General features: G+C 64.4%; 16 protein-coding genes. 9 read left to right on the top strand and 7 right to left on the bottom strand.

All coding sequences use genetic code 11. From position 1 onward, the window contains the following. Position 1: 1 nt before the first annotated feature. The gene (locus QTI17_RS29830; RefSeq protein WP_286537439.1) at positions 2–733 is read right to left on the bottom strand and encodes a DUF2092 domain-containing protein; all 732 of its coding nucleotides are present in this window, start codon (positions 731–733) and stop codon (positions 2–4) included. A 187-nt stretch (positions 734–920) separates the two neighbouring features. On the opposite strand from QTI17_RS29830, the gene QTI17_RS29825 reads away from it, so the two are divergent. The 6 genes from QTI17_RS29825 to QTI17_RS29800 all read left to right on the top strand — a co-directional run bounded on the left by QTI17_RS29825 (position 921) and on the right by QTI17_RS29800 (position 6,885). After that, positions 921–1,514 (top strand): hypothetical protein, encoded by a 594-nt coding sequence (locus QTI17_RS29825; protein ID WP_286537359.1) that lies wholly within the window; start codon positions 921–923, stop codon positions 1,512–1,514. Positions 1,515–1,626: 112 nt separating this feature from the next. Continuing rightward, complete coding sequence (locus QTI17_RS29820; protein ID WP_286537357.1) at positions 1,627–2,703, top strand: AI-2E family transporter; 1,077 nt, start codon at positions 1,627–1,629, stop codon at positions 2,701–2,703. A 34-nt stretch (positions 2,704–2,737) separates the two neighbouring features. Continuing rightward, on the top strand, positions 2,738–4,273 hold the full coding sequence (locus QTI17_RS29815) for an efflux transporter outer membrane subunit (RefSeq protein WP_286537356.1): 1,536 nt from the start codon (positions 2,738–2,740) through the stop codon (positions 4,271–4,273). Further along, on the top strand, positions 4,270–5,385 hold the full coding sequence (locus QTI17_RS29810; RefSeq protein WP_286537354.1) for an HlyD family secretion protein: 1,116 nt from the start codon (positions 4,270–4,272) through the stop codon (positions 5,383–5,385). Before QTI17_RS29815 ends, QTI17_RS29810 begins: the two co-directional genes overlap by 4 nt. Then, a complete protein-coding gene (locus QTI17_RS29805; RefSeq protein ID WP_286537351.1) occupies positions 5,375–6,430 on the top strand; it encodes a DUF2955 domain-containing protein in 1,056 nt (351 codons plus the stop codon). The genes QTI17_RS29810 and QTI17_RS29805 overlap by 11 nt, the downstream gene beginning before the upstream one ends. Before the next feature lie 17 nt (positions 6,431–6,447). Further along, positions 6,448–6,885: an ion channel gene (locus QTI17_RS29800; protein WP_286505162.1), complete on the top strand. Its 438-nt coding sequence runs from the start codon at positions 6,448–6,450 to the stop codon at positions 6,883–6,885. A 34-nt stretch (positions 6,886–6,919) separates the two neighbouring features. Here the strand turns inward: QTI17_RS29800 and QTI17_RS29795 are convergent, their stop codons facing one another. Further along, complete coding sequence (locus QTI17_RS29795) at positions 6,920–7,330, bottom strand: DUF2541 family protein (RefSeq protein WP_286505163.1); 411 nt, start codon at positions 7,328–7,330, stop codon at positions 6,920–6,922. 386 nt (positions 7,331–7,716) lie between these two features. Here QTI17_RS29795 and QTI17_RS29790 point away from each other — a divergent pair, with 386 nt between their 5' ends. Further along, positions 7,717–8,826: an OmpA family protein gene (locus QTI17_RS29790; RefSeq protein ID WP_286537348.1), complete on the top strand. Its 1,110-nt coding sequence runs from the start codon at positions 7,717–7,719 to the stop codon at positions 8,824–8,826. 51 nt (positions 8,827–8,877) lie between these two features. Further along, the gene (locus QTI17_RS29785) at positions 8,878–9,237 is read left to right on the top strand and encodes a hypothetical protein (protein WP_286537347.1); all 360 of its coding nucleotides are present in this window, start codon (positions 8,878–8,880) and stop codon (positions 9,235–9,237) included. A 101-nt stretch (positions 9,238–9,338) separates the two neighbouring features. On the opposite strand, the gene QTI17_RS29780 is transcribed toward QTI17_RS29785, so the two are convergent. The 5 genes from QTI17_RS29780 to QTI17_RS29760 form a co-directional block, all read right to left on the bottom strand. Next, entirely contained in the window at positions 9,339–10,079 is a 741-nt protein-coding gene (locus QTI17_RS29780; protein ID WP_286537345.1) for a DUF3047 domain-containing protein, read from the bottom strand. A gap of 27 nt (positions 10,080–10,106) precedes the next feature. Next, complete coding sequence (locus QTI17_RS29775; RefSeq protein WP_286519389.1) at positions 10,107–10,376, bottom strand: hypothetical protein; 270 nt, start codon at positions 10,374–10,376, stop codon at positions 10,107–10,109. A gap of 82 nt (positions 10,377–10,458) precedes the next feature. Continuing rightward, positions 10,459–10,767 (bottom strand): hypothetical protein, encoded by a 309-nt coding sequence (locus QTI17_RS29770; protein WP_286537343.1) that lies wholly within the window; start codon positions 10,765–10,767, stop codon positions 10,459–10,461. A gap of 37 nt (positions 10,768–10,804) precedes the next feature. Then, positions 10,805–11,158, bottom strand: a complete 354-nt coding sequence (locus QTI17_RS29765) for a hypothetical protein (RefSeq protein ID WP_286505169.1) — start codon at positions 11,156–11,158, stop codon at positions 10,805–10,807. A gap of 176 nt (positions 11,159–11,334) precedes the next feature. Further along, positions 11,335–11,766, bottom strand: a complete 432-nt coding sequence (locus tag QTI17_RS29760; RefSeq protein ID WP_286537340.1) for a hypothetical protein — start codon at positions 11,764–11,766, stop codon at positions 11,335–11,337. A 226-nt stretch (positions 11,767–11,992) separates the two neighbouring features. Between QTI17_RS29760 and QTI17_RS29755 the strand changes: the two genes are divergently transcribed. Further along, on the top strand, positions 11,993–13,342 hold the full coding sequence (locus tag QTI17_RS29755; protein ID WP_286537338.1) for a TAXI family TRAP transporter solute-binding subunit: 1,350 nt from the start codon (positions 11,993–11,995) through the stop codon (positions 13,340–13,342). The last annotated feature ends 8 nt before the right edge of the window (positions 13,343–13,350 follow it).

Here is a 13,350-nt window from a genome sequence, read left to right as displayed (position 1 = left end):
TCTAGTTGGTCTTCGCCGGAACGAATTCGATCTTTGTCGCGCCCTTGGGTGGCGAGAACCTGAACGCGGACTCCTTGAAGGCCGGGCTCAGGTTCCAGTCCATGACGCTGACCGATTGAGGCCGCGCCTCGTCGGAGCGATTGACGATCACCAGCTTGCGCGGCAAGGGCTTGGCGCCGGTCGCGATCCAAATCTGCCAGTCGAAGTCTCCCTGGCGAAAGACGTAGTGGTCGCAGAGGTCGCCCCCGACCAGATCCTGGCCGGCGTTCATGGCCGATTCGATCTTGTCGACCGGCGCAGCCGGAGTGCCCCAGAGGAACAGATCGGACAACGGAACCTCGAACCCATAGCGCTCCTCGAGCTTCTTGACGAGTTCGCCGTTCGACCCCGAGAACTCGACCGACGAGTAGTACTTCTGCTCAGGGAAGAAGAGAGTGACCGTCTTGCCGTCGTAGATGATCTCGCGCTCGGAGCGAATGCTCCACATGCGGGCGCGCAGCCGGTCCGGACGCTGCACGTCGACCGTGGCCGACGCCGTGTGCAGCAGCTTCTGGCCGTCCGCCAGAACACGTTCGCCCGTCAGCGAGGTCGACGCCCGGAAGCGCTTGAGGGTCTGCAAGAAGGTTCCCATGTCTTTGAGAGCCTGAATCGAAGCCGTGTCGACGGCACTTGCGGGAGCGGTCGAGCCTGCCGCTGCCGTTTGGGCGACGACGAGTGGCGAGGCCAATGCCATGGCCAACACGGCCGCTGTGAGTCCTGCGAGCTTCATACGCCTCCTTTGGTGTTACGAGAACATCAATCAGGAATGAGAAGCGTGAGCATGCGCGTACTGCGCGCCCACTCATTGACGAACGTCAACTTCACGCGTCCGAAATGGATCATGCTCAGCACCCTCCCCAACCATCGTGAAAGGGATTCACATGAAGATCGCAACTTCGCTCACCGCAATGGCCATGCTGGGTACGCTGATGACGCCCGCCGTCTCGCAGGACAAGCCGGCCCGGGAGGTCGCGGCCTCGACGAGCCCCGGCACCGGGACGCTCAAGGAGGTGATCAGGGCCACGGGCGTCATCCAGGCCGTGGACCTCGAAAAGCACCATGTCACCATCAAGGATTCCAATGGCAAGGTGCATGTGTTCGGAATCGGCCCCGAGGCACGAAACCTTGAGCAGCTCAAGGTCGGCGACAAGGTGACCGTCCGATACGCGCAGGCACTCACGCTGACCTTGATGAAGGATGGCAAGGAGCTGCGCAGCAGGGTCGAGACCATGAGCGGCGACAGGGCCAAGGCCGGCGATCGCCCCGGCGGTGTGGTCGGAGAAAAGGTCGAGGTCACCGCAGACGTGGTGGCCGTCAACCGGAAAACCCACATGATCACCCTGCGCGGGACGGAATACGAGGTCGACCTGACGGTCCGCGATCCCGATCAGCTGAAGATGATCAAGGTGGGCGATCAGGTTCATGCCGTCTACACCGAGGCGGTGGCGCTGTCGGTCGAGCCGGCGAAGAAGTAGGGTGGGGCGGGGGCCTGCCTAGCGCAGACCCCGTCTACTTTCGGAGGGTCGACCCATGAGAACGCTTCTCCAGCCCGATCTCGTACGCGAGACGCGGATGTCCAGGAAGCTGATGGATGTCTTCATCCGGGCCGGACTGGTCCTGGCCCTGACGCTGCTCTGCTACAAGATCTTTTCGCCCTTCATCACCATGATGGCCTGGGCGCTGATCCTTGCAGTGACCATGTATCCAGGCCACCAGGCGCTGGCCGGACGGTTGGGCGGTAAACAGGGCCTGGCTGCCACTTTGCTCGTGGTGGGCGGCATTGCGCTGATCGTGGTGCCCATGGCCGTGGTCCTGGGTTCGATGGGCGATTCGGTCCACGGGACGATCGAGCGGGTGAAAGACAACCAGTTTGCGATTCCCGCGCCCCCGGCGCGCGTTGCCGATTTGCCAATCATTGGCGCGAAGGTGTACGGCTTCTGGTCGCTCGCGCATACGGACATGCCGACGGTGATTCAGAGGATGCAGCCGGAGCTCGGCGAACTGGCCGCCAAGGCGCTGGCGATGGTGGCGAGCATTGGCGGAACCATACTTCTCTTCCTGGTCTCGTTCATCATTGCCGGCATCATCATGGCCTTCGGAGCGTCGGGGGCCGACGCCGCCAGGTCCATCCTCGGGCGCCTTGTCGGCAGCCGACGAGGCGAGGATTTCGCTGCGCTCGCCACCTCGACCATCCGCGCAGTCGCCCTGGGCGTGGTCGGCGTGGCCTTCATCCAGGCGATGGCGGTGGGCATCATCCTGATCCTCGCCCAGATTCCCTTCGCTGGCGTGCTGGCCGTGATCGTGCTGGTGCTGGGCATCGCGCAGGTGCCGGCACTGCTGGTCACCGTGCCGGTCATCGCCTACATCTGGCTCAGCAAGGACTATGAGACCGTGCCGGCCGTCGTCGATTCGGTGCTTCTCGTGGTCGCCGGCATGCTCGACAACGTGCTGAAGCCGCTCTTGCTGGGCCGGGGCGTGGATGCGCCCATGCCGGTGGTTCTGATCGGTGCCCTGGGCGGTCTGGCGGGCGCCGGCATCCTGGGCATGTTCCTCGGCGCGACCGCGCTGAGCCTCGGCTATCAGATCCTCATGCGGTGGGTCGTGACGGATCCGGACGTCGTCGACCTGGACGAACTGGAGGGCGAGCCACCGGTCGTGTCCTGAACCGATGCCCGAGATGCCTTCGATGGGGTCGAGCTTGCGAATCTTTGTCCTCGCCGGCGCCGCCGCGACGCTCGGGGGATGCACCACGGTGGGCCCCGATTTCGAGCGGCCCCGCGTGCCGTGGCTGTCGGGGTGGAGCGGCGGTTCGCTGGAAACTCTCGCCGCCGATGCGCGGCGCCCGCGCAATGGCTTGATGCAGGCGTGGTGGCGCAATTTCAACGATCCTGTGCTGGACCAGTTCGTCGCCGAGGCGCAGCGCGTCAATCCCAATGTGCGAATCGCCGGCATGCGCATCATGGAGGCCCGGGCTCAGCTCGGCATTGCCGACAGCACGCGCTATCCGCAGGTGCAGCAGGCAACGGCCCAGGTGCTCGGCGTCGGCGAGCAGCGTTCTGGCGGCCGCGACAACAGTGCGTGGACTGCGAATGTCGGCTTCAGCCTGGGTTGGGAGGTCGATTTCTGGGGCAAGTTCAGGCGCAGCATCGAGTCGGCGGACGCCGCCTATCTCGCCAGCATCGCCCAGTACGACGATGTCCAGGTGCTGATGGCGGCCCAGGTCGCCGGTCTGTACTGCACGATCCGCACGGTGGAGCTGCGGCTTCGGATCTCTCGCGAGAATGCGCGGCTGCAAAGGCGCAGCCTCCAGATCGCCGAGCTTCACTTCAAGAGCGGCAACGAGTCCGAGCTGGACGTCCAGCAGGCCAGGGCCCAGTACCTGGGCACGCTCTCGACCGTGCCCCCGCTGGAGATCGCGCTGCGCCAGGCGCAAAACGCCTTGAGCATCCTGCTGGCCCGCCCGCCGGGCCCCTTGCCCGAGATGGAAGAGGGGAAAGAAAGGATCCCGCAGGCCGGCCTGGACGTGATCGTCGACATGCCGGCCGACCTGCTGCGGCGCCGTCCGGATGTGCGGGCGGCGGAAATGCAGCTGGCTGCACAGTCCGCCCTGATCGGCGTGAGCGTGGCCGATCTCTATCCCTCCATCTCGCTGCTGGGCGCGCTGGGCCTGTCGGGTTCCACGGTCGAGGGGGCATCACGGGTCTTGAGTGGCGCCATCGGGCCCGGCCTGGTCTGGAACGTGTTCGACCACGGACGGCTGACCAACACCGTCCTGGTCCAGGATGCGCGGTTTCAGCAACTCTATGAGCAGTACCAGAACACGGTGCTGCAAGCGGCTCGCGAGGTCGACGATGCGTCGGTCGGCTTTGCCAAGACGGGCGAGCAGATCGTGCTGCTGGCAGATGCGGTGAAGGCCGCGCAGCGTTCGCTGGAAATCGCCGACCGGCAGTACAACGAGGGCCTGGTCGACTTCCAGCGCGTGCTCGACTCGCAGCGCACCTTGTTCAGCGAACAGGACCAGCTGGTGGCCAGCCGTGGCAGCCAGTCGCAGAGCCTGATCACCCTCTACAAGGCCATGGGAGGAGGTTGGGAGGCGGCCCGCAGCCGGCCCGTGCTCGACGATGCGACGCAAGAGACCATGGGCCGTCGCAGCGATTGGAAGGGACTGCTGGCCGCCCCGTTGCCGGCGCCCGGCGACGCTGCGTGGCCCCCTCTGGAAGGAACAAGCCCATGAGCGACGAAGTCAAGCAGCCCCCGGAACCGCCGCCCGACAGCGGCCAAAGCGCGCGCATCGGTGCGATCGTCGTGCTGGTGCTGATCGTGGCCAGCCTGGTCTGGTACTTCGTTTCGGACCGCCTGACGCCCTACACGTCGCAGGCCCGGGTGCAGGCCTTCGTGGTGCCGGTAGCGGCGGAGGTGTCGGGCCGGGTGCTGAAGGTGCATGTCAAGAACAATGACAGTGTGGAACCCGGACAACGGCTCTTCGAGATCGACCCGACGCAATACCGCATCGCGCTGCAACGCAGCCGTTCCGACTATGAGTCGGTTCGGCGCTCGGTCAATGCCTCGGTGGCGTCGGTCGAAGCCGCCCGGGCCGGCCTGCGTGCAGCCACGGCCAACTACCTCTACGCTCAGCAGGATGCAACGCGGCTGGAGCAGATCTTTGCCGAAGACCCTGGCGCGATCTCCATCCGCCGGGTCCAGAGCGCGCAGGCCAGCCGGGTCAAGGCACTCAGCCAGGAGCAGGCCGCCCGGGTGGACCTGATTCGTGCCCAGGAAGCCGCGGGAGACAACGGCGACAAGAACGCGCAGCTGATCAGCGCGCGATCGGGCGTCGAAAAAGCCGAGTTGGACCTGCAGCGCACCGAGGTGGTCGCGCCCGGTGGCGGTCTCGTGACCGACCTGCGCACCGACGTCGGGCAGTTCGTGCAGGCCGGCGCGCCTGTCATGACGCTGATCACCGTCCGCGACCTCTGGATCAGCGCGGACATGACCGAGAACAATCTTGGCAACATCGAGCCCGGCAATGCGGTGGCCATCGTGCTCGACGTGATGCCGGGCCACGTGCTGAAGGGCCGCGTGCGCAGCATCGGGACCGGTGTCGCCAGCGGCCAGCCAGCGCAGCCCGGAACACTGCCGACGATCGAGAACAGCCGTGACTGGCTGCGGCAGGCGCAGCGATTTCCGGTGGCCATCGAATTCGATCCGTCCGAGCGCGAGAAGCTGCGCGCCGTCCGGGTCGGGGGGCAGGCCGAAGTGCTGGTCTACACCGGCGATCACGGCCTGATGAACTGGCTTGGAGCGGCCATCGTCCGCATGATGAGCATGCTGTCCTATGTCTATTGAACGCCGTCGCATGGGACGGGCCGACAAGGCCGTGCTGCGGCTGGCCATCGGCCTGGGCCTCGCGGTGCTGGTGGCCTACGGTTTCGCGCTGAAGGCACCCTACGCAGTGTGCGTGGTCGCCGTCCTGATCCTGTGCAAGCCGGGTCCGCCGATCCCGCTTTTCAAAGGCATCGTCTTCGCCATCGTTGTGCTCGCCCTGATGGCCGCAGGGGTGCTTGTGGTTCCGATACTGCAACACTACGCGCTGGCCGGGGTGCTGCTGACAGGCGCGTTGCTCTACGCGGTGTTCTATTCTGGCGCTCGCAACGCCAATCCGCTGACGACGATTCTCGTGATGGCCATTGCCCTGATTCCGGTGGTCGGGGTGGCGGCGCAGGTCCTGGCCTTCCAGATCGGCGCGACACTCACGGTAGGCCTGTGCATCGGGGTGCTGGTCAGCGGTGCTTCGCATGCGCTGTTCCCTGATTCGCCCGTGCCCGCGGGCAAAAGGGCGGCGCCTGAGCCCAGCTCGCGAGAGTCGGCGAGTTGGACCGCGTTGCGCGCCGTCGTGGTCGTCATGCCGGTCTTCGTGCTGGCGCTGACCAACCCATCCTTCTATGTCGCAGCCATCATGAAGTCGGTGGCTCTGGGCCAACAGGCCGGCTCCGCCAGCGCCCGGGCGGCCGGACAGGAGCTCCTGGGGTCTACGATCTTGGGCGCCGTGATCGCCGGATGCCTCTGGGTCGGCCTGTCGCTGCGCCCCAACCTGTGGATGCTGATGCTGTGGATGGCGGCGGCCGCACTCTGGGTCGGAACGCGGCTCTTCCGGGTTCGGCCCAACGCCTTGTCGCCGTCGTTCTGGGTCCAGTCGCTGGTGACCATGCTGCTCCTGGTGGGCCCGGCCATCGAAGACAGCGGCGGCAGTGGAGGCAAGGACGTGCTCAAGGCGTCGGCCATGCGCGTCGCTCTGTTCGTTGCCGTGGCGCTCTATGCGTGGGCGGCGGTATGGGCGCTGGAACGCTGGCGAGCCACCCGGCCCGATGCGATGTTCTACAGACAAGGCTGAACGGAGGGATTCACACCATGTTGATCAATCTCGCGATCGGGCTGCCGACCATCCTGCTGTGCCTGGTGCTCCAGGCGGCGTTTACGTTCTGGAGCGTTCGCTACTACATCGACCGATCGATGCGCGTCGGCTTCGCACGTCCGCTCGTTCAGATCCGCTCGCTGCTGGTCGCAATGCTCGTGCTGGTACTAGGCAACTTCCTCCAGATCATGATCTGGGGATCGCTGTTCATGGTGCTGGGCGAGTTCGACGAGTTGTACGAGGCGGTGTATCACTCTGCAGTGAATTTCAGTTCGCTGGGCTATGGTGACGTGGTGATGACCAAGCCCTGGAAGCTGCTGGGTCCGCTCGAGGCCGGAAACGGGGTGTTGATGTTCGGCCTGACCGGCGCCGCGTTGATGGCGATGCTGCAACAGATGATCAAGGCGCAAGCGGAGAAGGGCAGCACCGGGTAACCGGCTCCTCACCATCTTCGCCCCGCGCTCGCGCTCAGTCCAGGCCCCAGACCTTGAGGGTGGCCGCCGACGCGTTGCCGAGGATCTTGTACTGGACCGTCACGGACGTCAGGCGCCCCTTGCGCCCCGGGGCGTCCGCCGGAGCGGTCTGTCCACCCGCCTTCAAGACGCCGACGTCCTTCAGCGTGTCATCCCTGCGGTTGTCCCAGTTGAGCACGAGTTGAGTGATCTGCACGTCTGCGCCTTCGGCCGACAACTTCACCTGCTTGACGTCTTTTTCCCATCGATTGCCTGTGCTCTTGATCTGCGCGCTGGGATCGGAGGCCTTGATCGTCTGCTCACCGAGCACGAACCACTGGTCAGCCGCCGTTGCGGTGCCCGCGCCCATGAGGGCGGTGGACGCGAAGGCCAATGCGGCCATCAGGGTACGAATGTTCGTCGTCATGAAGTTCTCCTTCGAATCCCGCGAAGCCGGTTCTGGGCAAGGCCAGCGGACGCCAATTGTCTGTCCCTCGCGAATGCCTGCATTGACGTTTGTCATTGAATGCGAGTCTTGGAGTGTTGATGGGAACGGACACAGAGTTTGTCGCTTCGAAAATGGAGAAGCATGACGAAGCCAATTAACGTTGCCGAAACCCAACTCAGGCCATGCAACCGTCACCCCAATTGAAACGGCAAGTTTGTTCGCTCACTGTGACAACGACACATTCGGTTGCATTCATGCATTCCAGCGGACATGATCAATCTATTGTCGACTTCGACTGGCTCGAGTGATTGACTGTCCCGAAGGCTCGCGCCGAGGCTCTCTCATCAACACAGTGAGGAGAATTCATGTTTCACCGACGCACTTTCGCAGCTTGCTGCGCGCTGGCCCTTCCGTATGGTGCCTGCCTGGCGCAGACCACCTTCGCACCGGACCAGTACTACGACAACCGCTGGTACATCACGCCCTTCGGCAGCTACATCCATCCCGACGGTGACCGGAACGCCGACAACGGCTGGGGCGGAGGCGTCTCCATCGGCAAGCCGATCAGCCCGAGTTGGAACATCGAGCTGCGTGGCCAGTACGAGGAACTGGACGGCAACGTCGGCACCAACTTCGGCGTCTTCAACAGCACGAACAAGTACAAGAACTGGAGCGGCACGCTCGACGCGCAGTGGTTCCCCTGGAGTCGCCTGGGGATCGACCGCTGGCAGTCGAACCGGGTGCATCCCTATCTCGTGGGCGGCATCGGCGCCATCGACAACAAGGTGGAGCGGGCGTTCGGCATCAACGACAGCCACACGAGTTTCATGGCCAATGCGGGGGTCGGCATCGTCTGGCCGTTTTCCTCCTGGGGCCGCCTGGTGGCAGACGCACGCTATCGCTATGTCGACAACGCCAACAACAGCTTGACTGGCAACCGGCAGAGCATGAACGACTGGCTGTTCTCGGTGGGCCTGCAGATTCCGTTCGGGCCGCCCCCGCAGGTGGCGCGAGCCGCTCCGCCGGCGGCGATGCCGGCACCGATGCCGCCGCCGCCCCCGCCGCCGCCGGCTGCGCGCAACTTCGAGCTCAAGGCCGACGGCACCTTCGCCTTCGCCAAGTCGGACCTGACGCCCACCGGCCGCACCCGCATCGACAACACGCTCGCGGAGCTCAAGTCCTCGGGCATCCGGTTGCGCGCGATCTCCATCGTCGGCCACACCGACCCGATCGGCAGCAACGAGTTCAACCAGCGCCTGTCGCTGGCGCGGGCCAACTCCGTGCGCGACTACCTGGTCGCCCAAGGCGTCCCGGCCAACATCATCACGACCGAAGGCCGCAGCTTCTCGGAGTTGAAGGTCACCGAAGCCGATTGCAGGGCCCAGGGCAAGGCGAAGACCCGCACCGCGCTCATCGCCTGCTTCGAGCCGAACCGCCGCGTGGAGATCCGCGCCACGGGCGAGCAGCCGGGCTAAGTTCATTCCCTAGCCTCACCAGAAGACCACTCCCAACCCGTCGGGGTTGGCGTGGTTCTCGTCAACACCGCGGGCGTTTCAGCGGCGATTCGGCGACACTTGGCCGTCGAGCACTGCTTGCTGCCATGGCCGACCGATCGCATTTTCGGGACACACGACGCCGTCAAGCCGGTCTCCAAGTCCTGGCGATCTTGGCTTCTGCGTGCCGTGTGCTGGTTGACTGGGCTGGCCCTGGCCGGGGCGCTGGGCTTGCCGTTCGTCGTCTTAGCTGCACACGTGGCCGCCTATTCGAACTTGCCGAGACGCAACGCCTTCATCGTGGATGCGCTGCTGCAGAGCGTCGTCAAGGGCGGAGCCGGTGTGGAGGCCGATCGATCGTCACATGGTTCGCGAGCTTCCAGCCGACGATGACCGCCAGCGCGTGGATGGGGTACGACGCGCCTCGCACGCCGTCGGACGAGCGCAGTGATATGTTCCGCAATCAGACCGGGCCTTCCTGCCCGGCCGCCGAATCAGCCGCCTTCGCAGTCGATGTGGATGCCGTGGTAGCTTCCCTGCGCCGTCCCGCCGGTGTTGTCGGTGTCGGTCATCACGGCGACAGCCAGGACCGGGCCCGGTTCCGCGCCGTAGGCCTTTCTGTAGTCGTCAGCGAGATTGCGCCGCACCGACTGCCAACGGCCCAGGCCGGCTGCGCCCGAGGCCACGGCAAGCATCTTGACCTGGCTGGTGTGCGCCGAGGGAATCAACGTGCCCACTGGGACATGATCGGTCCAGATGTACATCAGTACTGCGTAGGGCAGATCGCGCCCGGCCAGCTTCTTAGCTCGGCTGAATCGCTTCCGCTCCGCATCAGGCAGGGTGGCGACGTCGCCGTCGAACGCCACCAACACGCGCAGCGGAGCATCCTCGCGGTCCCTGTCGCGATTGTCAGCGTTCGCGACCAGCGCATCAGTCTTCCATTCCCAACTGAGAGTCATGGGCGGGCGCTGCGAAGGCTTCAGTGCGGCCACGAAAAGCGAGGCTGACCGATCCGCTGTCGCGTGCAGCACCGCCGATCGGTCCCCCTCCTGAACGACGCGGTATACCGTGTCACGCTTGAGCTTCGATAGGGGCACGTGTGTCCAGGCTGCACTTTTGCCATCGAAGGCGAGACTACGGGACCGACAAGGCGATCCGGGATCCGGAGCAGCGGCGAACGCGGTCCCGACAAGGACCGATAGGAATGCTACAAGGAAGCGCGGCGATCTGCTCATGAGGTGGCGGCCAGTCGATCGGCGCCATCAATACTTGATACTTCGCTTCTCCTGGCGACCGTCTTGCTTCGTGTCGCGCTTGTCTTGCCGGCACGCGGCGTTGCTTTTTTGATTTTCGGCCCGGCAATCGATCTTTTCCGAACGCGCGTCCTGTTTGGCCGCTTGGTTTGCGTCCCTGCCTTGCTGCCGTTGCTGCGACTGGTCGGTGGCCAGGGCCACGCCCGAAAACACCAAGACAGCAGTGGAGGCCAGAAGGCCAACAGTCCGGCGACCAAGTCCGTATCCCGAATCTATCATTTGCATTCTCCTTTTCGAATGGCCGGCTGTGCGGACAGATTGTCTGCCGATCACCGACTCGCGAATTCCTACCAGATCAACGTCATGCTCTTCGGTCGGCGGGCGTGCGGCCCGTACCGGCCCGGGAATCGGCTACAAGGATTTCAGCGAGGTCTTGATCTTCAACAACGCGGAAGTGTTCGACCAGTTCCGCAAACTCGGCGCCGAAGCCGTGGCATCGTCCGACGCCCCATGTTACGAGCGTCTTGTCGCGAATTGCGAGAATCTGCGCCTTGACTTTGAGGACTTTGGCCGCCGGCAGCGTTGCGAACAGGAACCTCACGGATGGCAGCTTGCGTCGGTCATACGATGCCGCCGCGGCACGTTGGTCGACCGCGTTTCGAGCAGCCACGTCAGTCGGGTGCGTTGGCGTTCGCAGCAGGCCGACGTCACGCGCATTGGCCAACAACGCCGCCGATCGTGGACTCGGGACCGCGGAAGGCCACTGCTGAGCCGGTGCCCGCAGGGGCCGGACGGATGAGGGCCGCCGAGCCGCTGGGCGGTTGCTGGCCCGGAGCGTAGACGTTGAAGGCTGTGTCGTTGGCAAAGACGTACTCGATATAGACCGTCTGCCCGGTACTGTTCGCCCATTTCTGCGAAATACATGTGGCCGCCGCCTTCGGGGCAAGCTGACTTTGGCCGACGGGACGGGCGTCTGGGGGCAGTGGTGCTGAAGGCGCTGATGTGGGCTGGCTGGCGCAGCCGGAGACTGCAATGGCCATCGCGGCGAGAGCGAGTTTCATGGTCGATCCTCCAAGAAAATTCATGCGGCAAGAAGTTACCCACGATCCCGTGGGACATGAATCGGCCGGTTCGACGCCCCTCGGCGAATTCATGCAGCCCGACTTCACCAATGGCTGAGTTCCTGAGTCGGGTGCATCGACCTTAAGGAAGATGGCGCGCTCCGAATTGACGAATATCAACTTCCCGGGGCGAAATCCACGCTTTGGTCAACCCAAAGAAGAGCGGCCGCGGTTGCGGCCGCTTTCTCGGGTCTCACATAGCCTTGCCGCGGAGCGAAAGGTTTGCAAAGGAAAGCAGGTTTGAAATGAGCAGTGGTTCCGTCTGCATCAGGCCGTTCATGTAGTTGACTCTCGCAAGAGAGTGGAACGGGCACCGTCGCTTCGACGCCAACCATCGAATTGCCGCCGGATCGGGCGGCCGAACTGGTGTAGCTCGTGAATCCTGAGCAGGCTTCGCGTGAGGTGAGCGGTCGCATGAGCAGCGGTGGCAGGCGCGCCCCTTTCTTGGCGGCACCGAGCGCCAGCGGGCTTAAGGCTGGAGGTCGGCCGTCGGCCGTGGGCATTTCCACATGCTGTCGATATTCGATCAACTGCGCGATGGAAATCATGACGATCCTGTATAGCGCAACGCACTGAAAAGATCGGCCCCCGCACATCGCCCCGTCAACTAACGCACAAAGAACGCGTGCGGGCGCGCGTTCTGCCAAGCGAACGAGGTCGTGGGCCGCCCCTGTATGACGTCGAGATATATCTGCCCCGACACTGTCTCTATGACTTGACAACTCTCAAGACCGCGGCGTCAACTTCCGGCATTTCCTGCACACTCGACTTGGTATGCAACTCGGTGATTTGCCCGTCGGAGCGCGACGCGAACGTGTGCGCTGGACTTTGCTCGTGGTGGCAAGCATTGCCCTTGCCTTGGTTGGCGCCTGGTCGCTGCGAAGCGCGATTCCGCGTCACATCGTTCTCGCGTCCGGCCTGCGCGACGGCATGTACCACCAGTACGCGCAGCGTTACAAGGAGATTCTGGCACGCGACGGAGTGACCGTCGAGGAACGCATGACGGGTGGCGCGGAAGAGAACGAGCGCTTGCTGCGGGATCCCCATTCCGGCGTGGATGTGGCTTTCGTACATGGTGGTGTGGTGCGCCCGGCGGACCGGGAGAAGCTGGTCATGCTGGCCACCCTGTACTACGAACCACTGTGGATCTTCTATCGCGACAACGTCGTGCACGAGCACTTCGATGAATTGCGCCACCGGCGGCTCGCTGTGGGGTCCGCGGACAGCGGCGTGCGCGCGTTCATGGAGCCCTTGCTCGCGGTGAACAGCATCACCAGCTTGAACTCCGATCTGGTACCCCTTGTCAATCTGGAGGCCCTGCGCGCGCTGCAGGCGGGCCAGGTCGACGCCGCGTTCCTGCTCGGGCCCGCGGAGTTCCCGGCGATCTGGCAGGCTCTGCACGACCCGGAGTTGAAACTGATGAGCCTGGCGCGCTCAGAAGCCTATCCGCGCAGATTCCCATACATCACGAAGTTGACCTTGCCGCCAGGCACGATCGATCTCGCGCAGCATATTCCGGGGCAGGAGGTGAAACTGATTGGCACAAAGGCGATGCTGGTTTCGCGCGATGACTTGTCGACGCCGATCGTCAACCTGCTCCTCGGAGCGGCGCGTGAATTGCATGGATCGCAGGGCTATTTCGAAGCCCTCGACGAGTTTCCGAACACGGCCATGGTGGACCTGCCTGTCTCGGCCGATGCGGATCGCCACCACCGCTTCGGCCCCAGCTTACTTCACCGCTACCTGCCGTTCGGCGTCGCGGCCTACCTCGAGCGCCTGATCGTGCTGCTGGTGCCCGTGTTGTTCGTGATCGTTCCGTTGTCCAAGCTCCTGCCGCAACTGCTCCGCTGGCGCACGCGGTCGCGCATCTACCGCTGGTACGGGGAACTGGCGCTGCTTGAACGCGAGGTCGGTACGCGCACCGGCGTCTTGCCCGTCGAACAATGGCTGGGCGACCTGAACCGCATCGAGCAGGCGGCCGCGCGGATTCGGGCTCCGTTGAGCTATGCCAGCGAAGCCTACACGCTGCGCGAGCACATCGGCCTGGTTCGCCGGGCCGTGATGGCCAAGGCACACGACGCTGCCGCGAACGCGAATGGTGATCCGGAAAACGCCGCGGGCTGAGGACTTGC

The organism is Variovorax sp. J31P179, assembly GCF_030316985.1.
GTDB lineage: Bacteria > Pseudomonadota > Gammaproteobacteria > Burkholderiales > Burkholderiaceae_C > Variovorax > Variovorax ginsengisoli_B.
The sequence above is the reverse complement of the archived record's forward strand: the minus strand, read 5'-3'. Positions and strand labels throughout refer to the sequence as shown.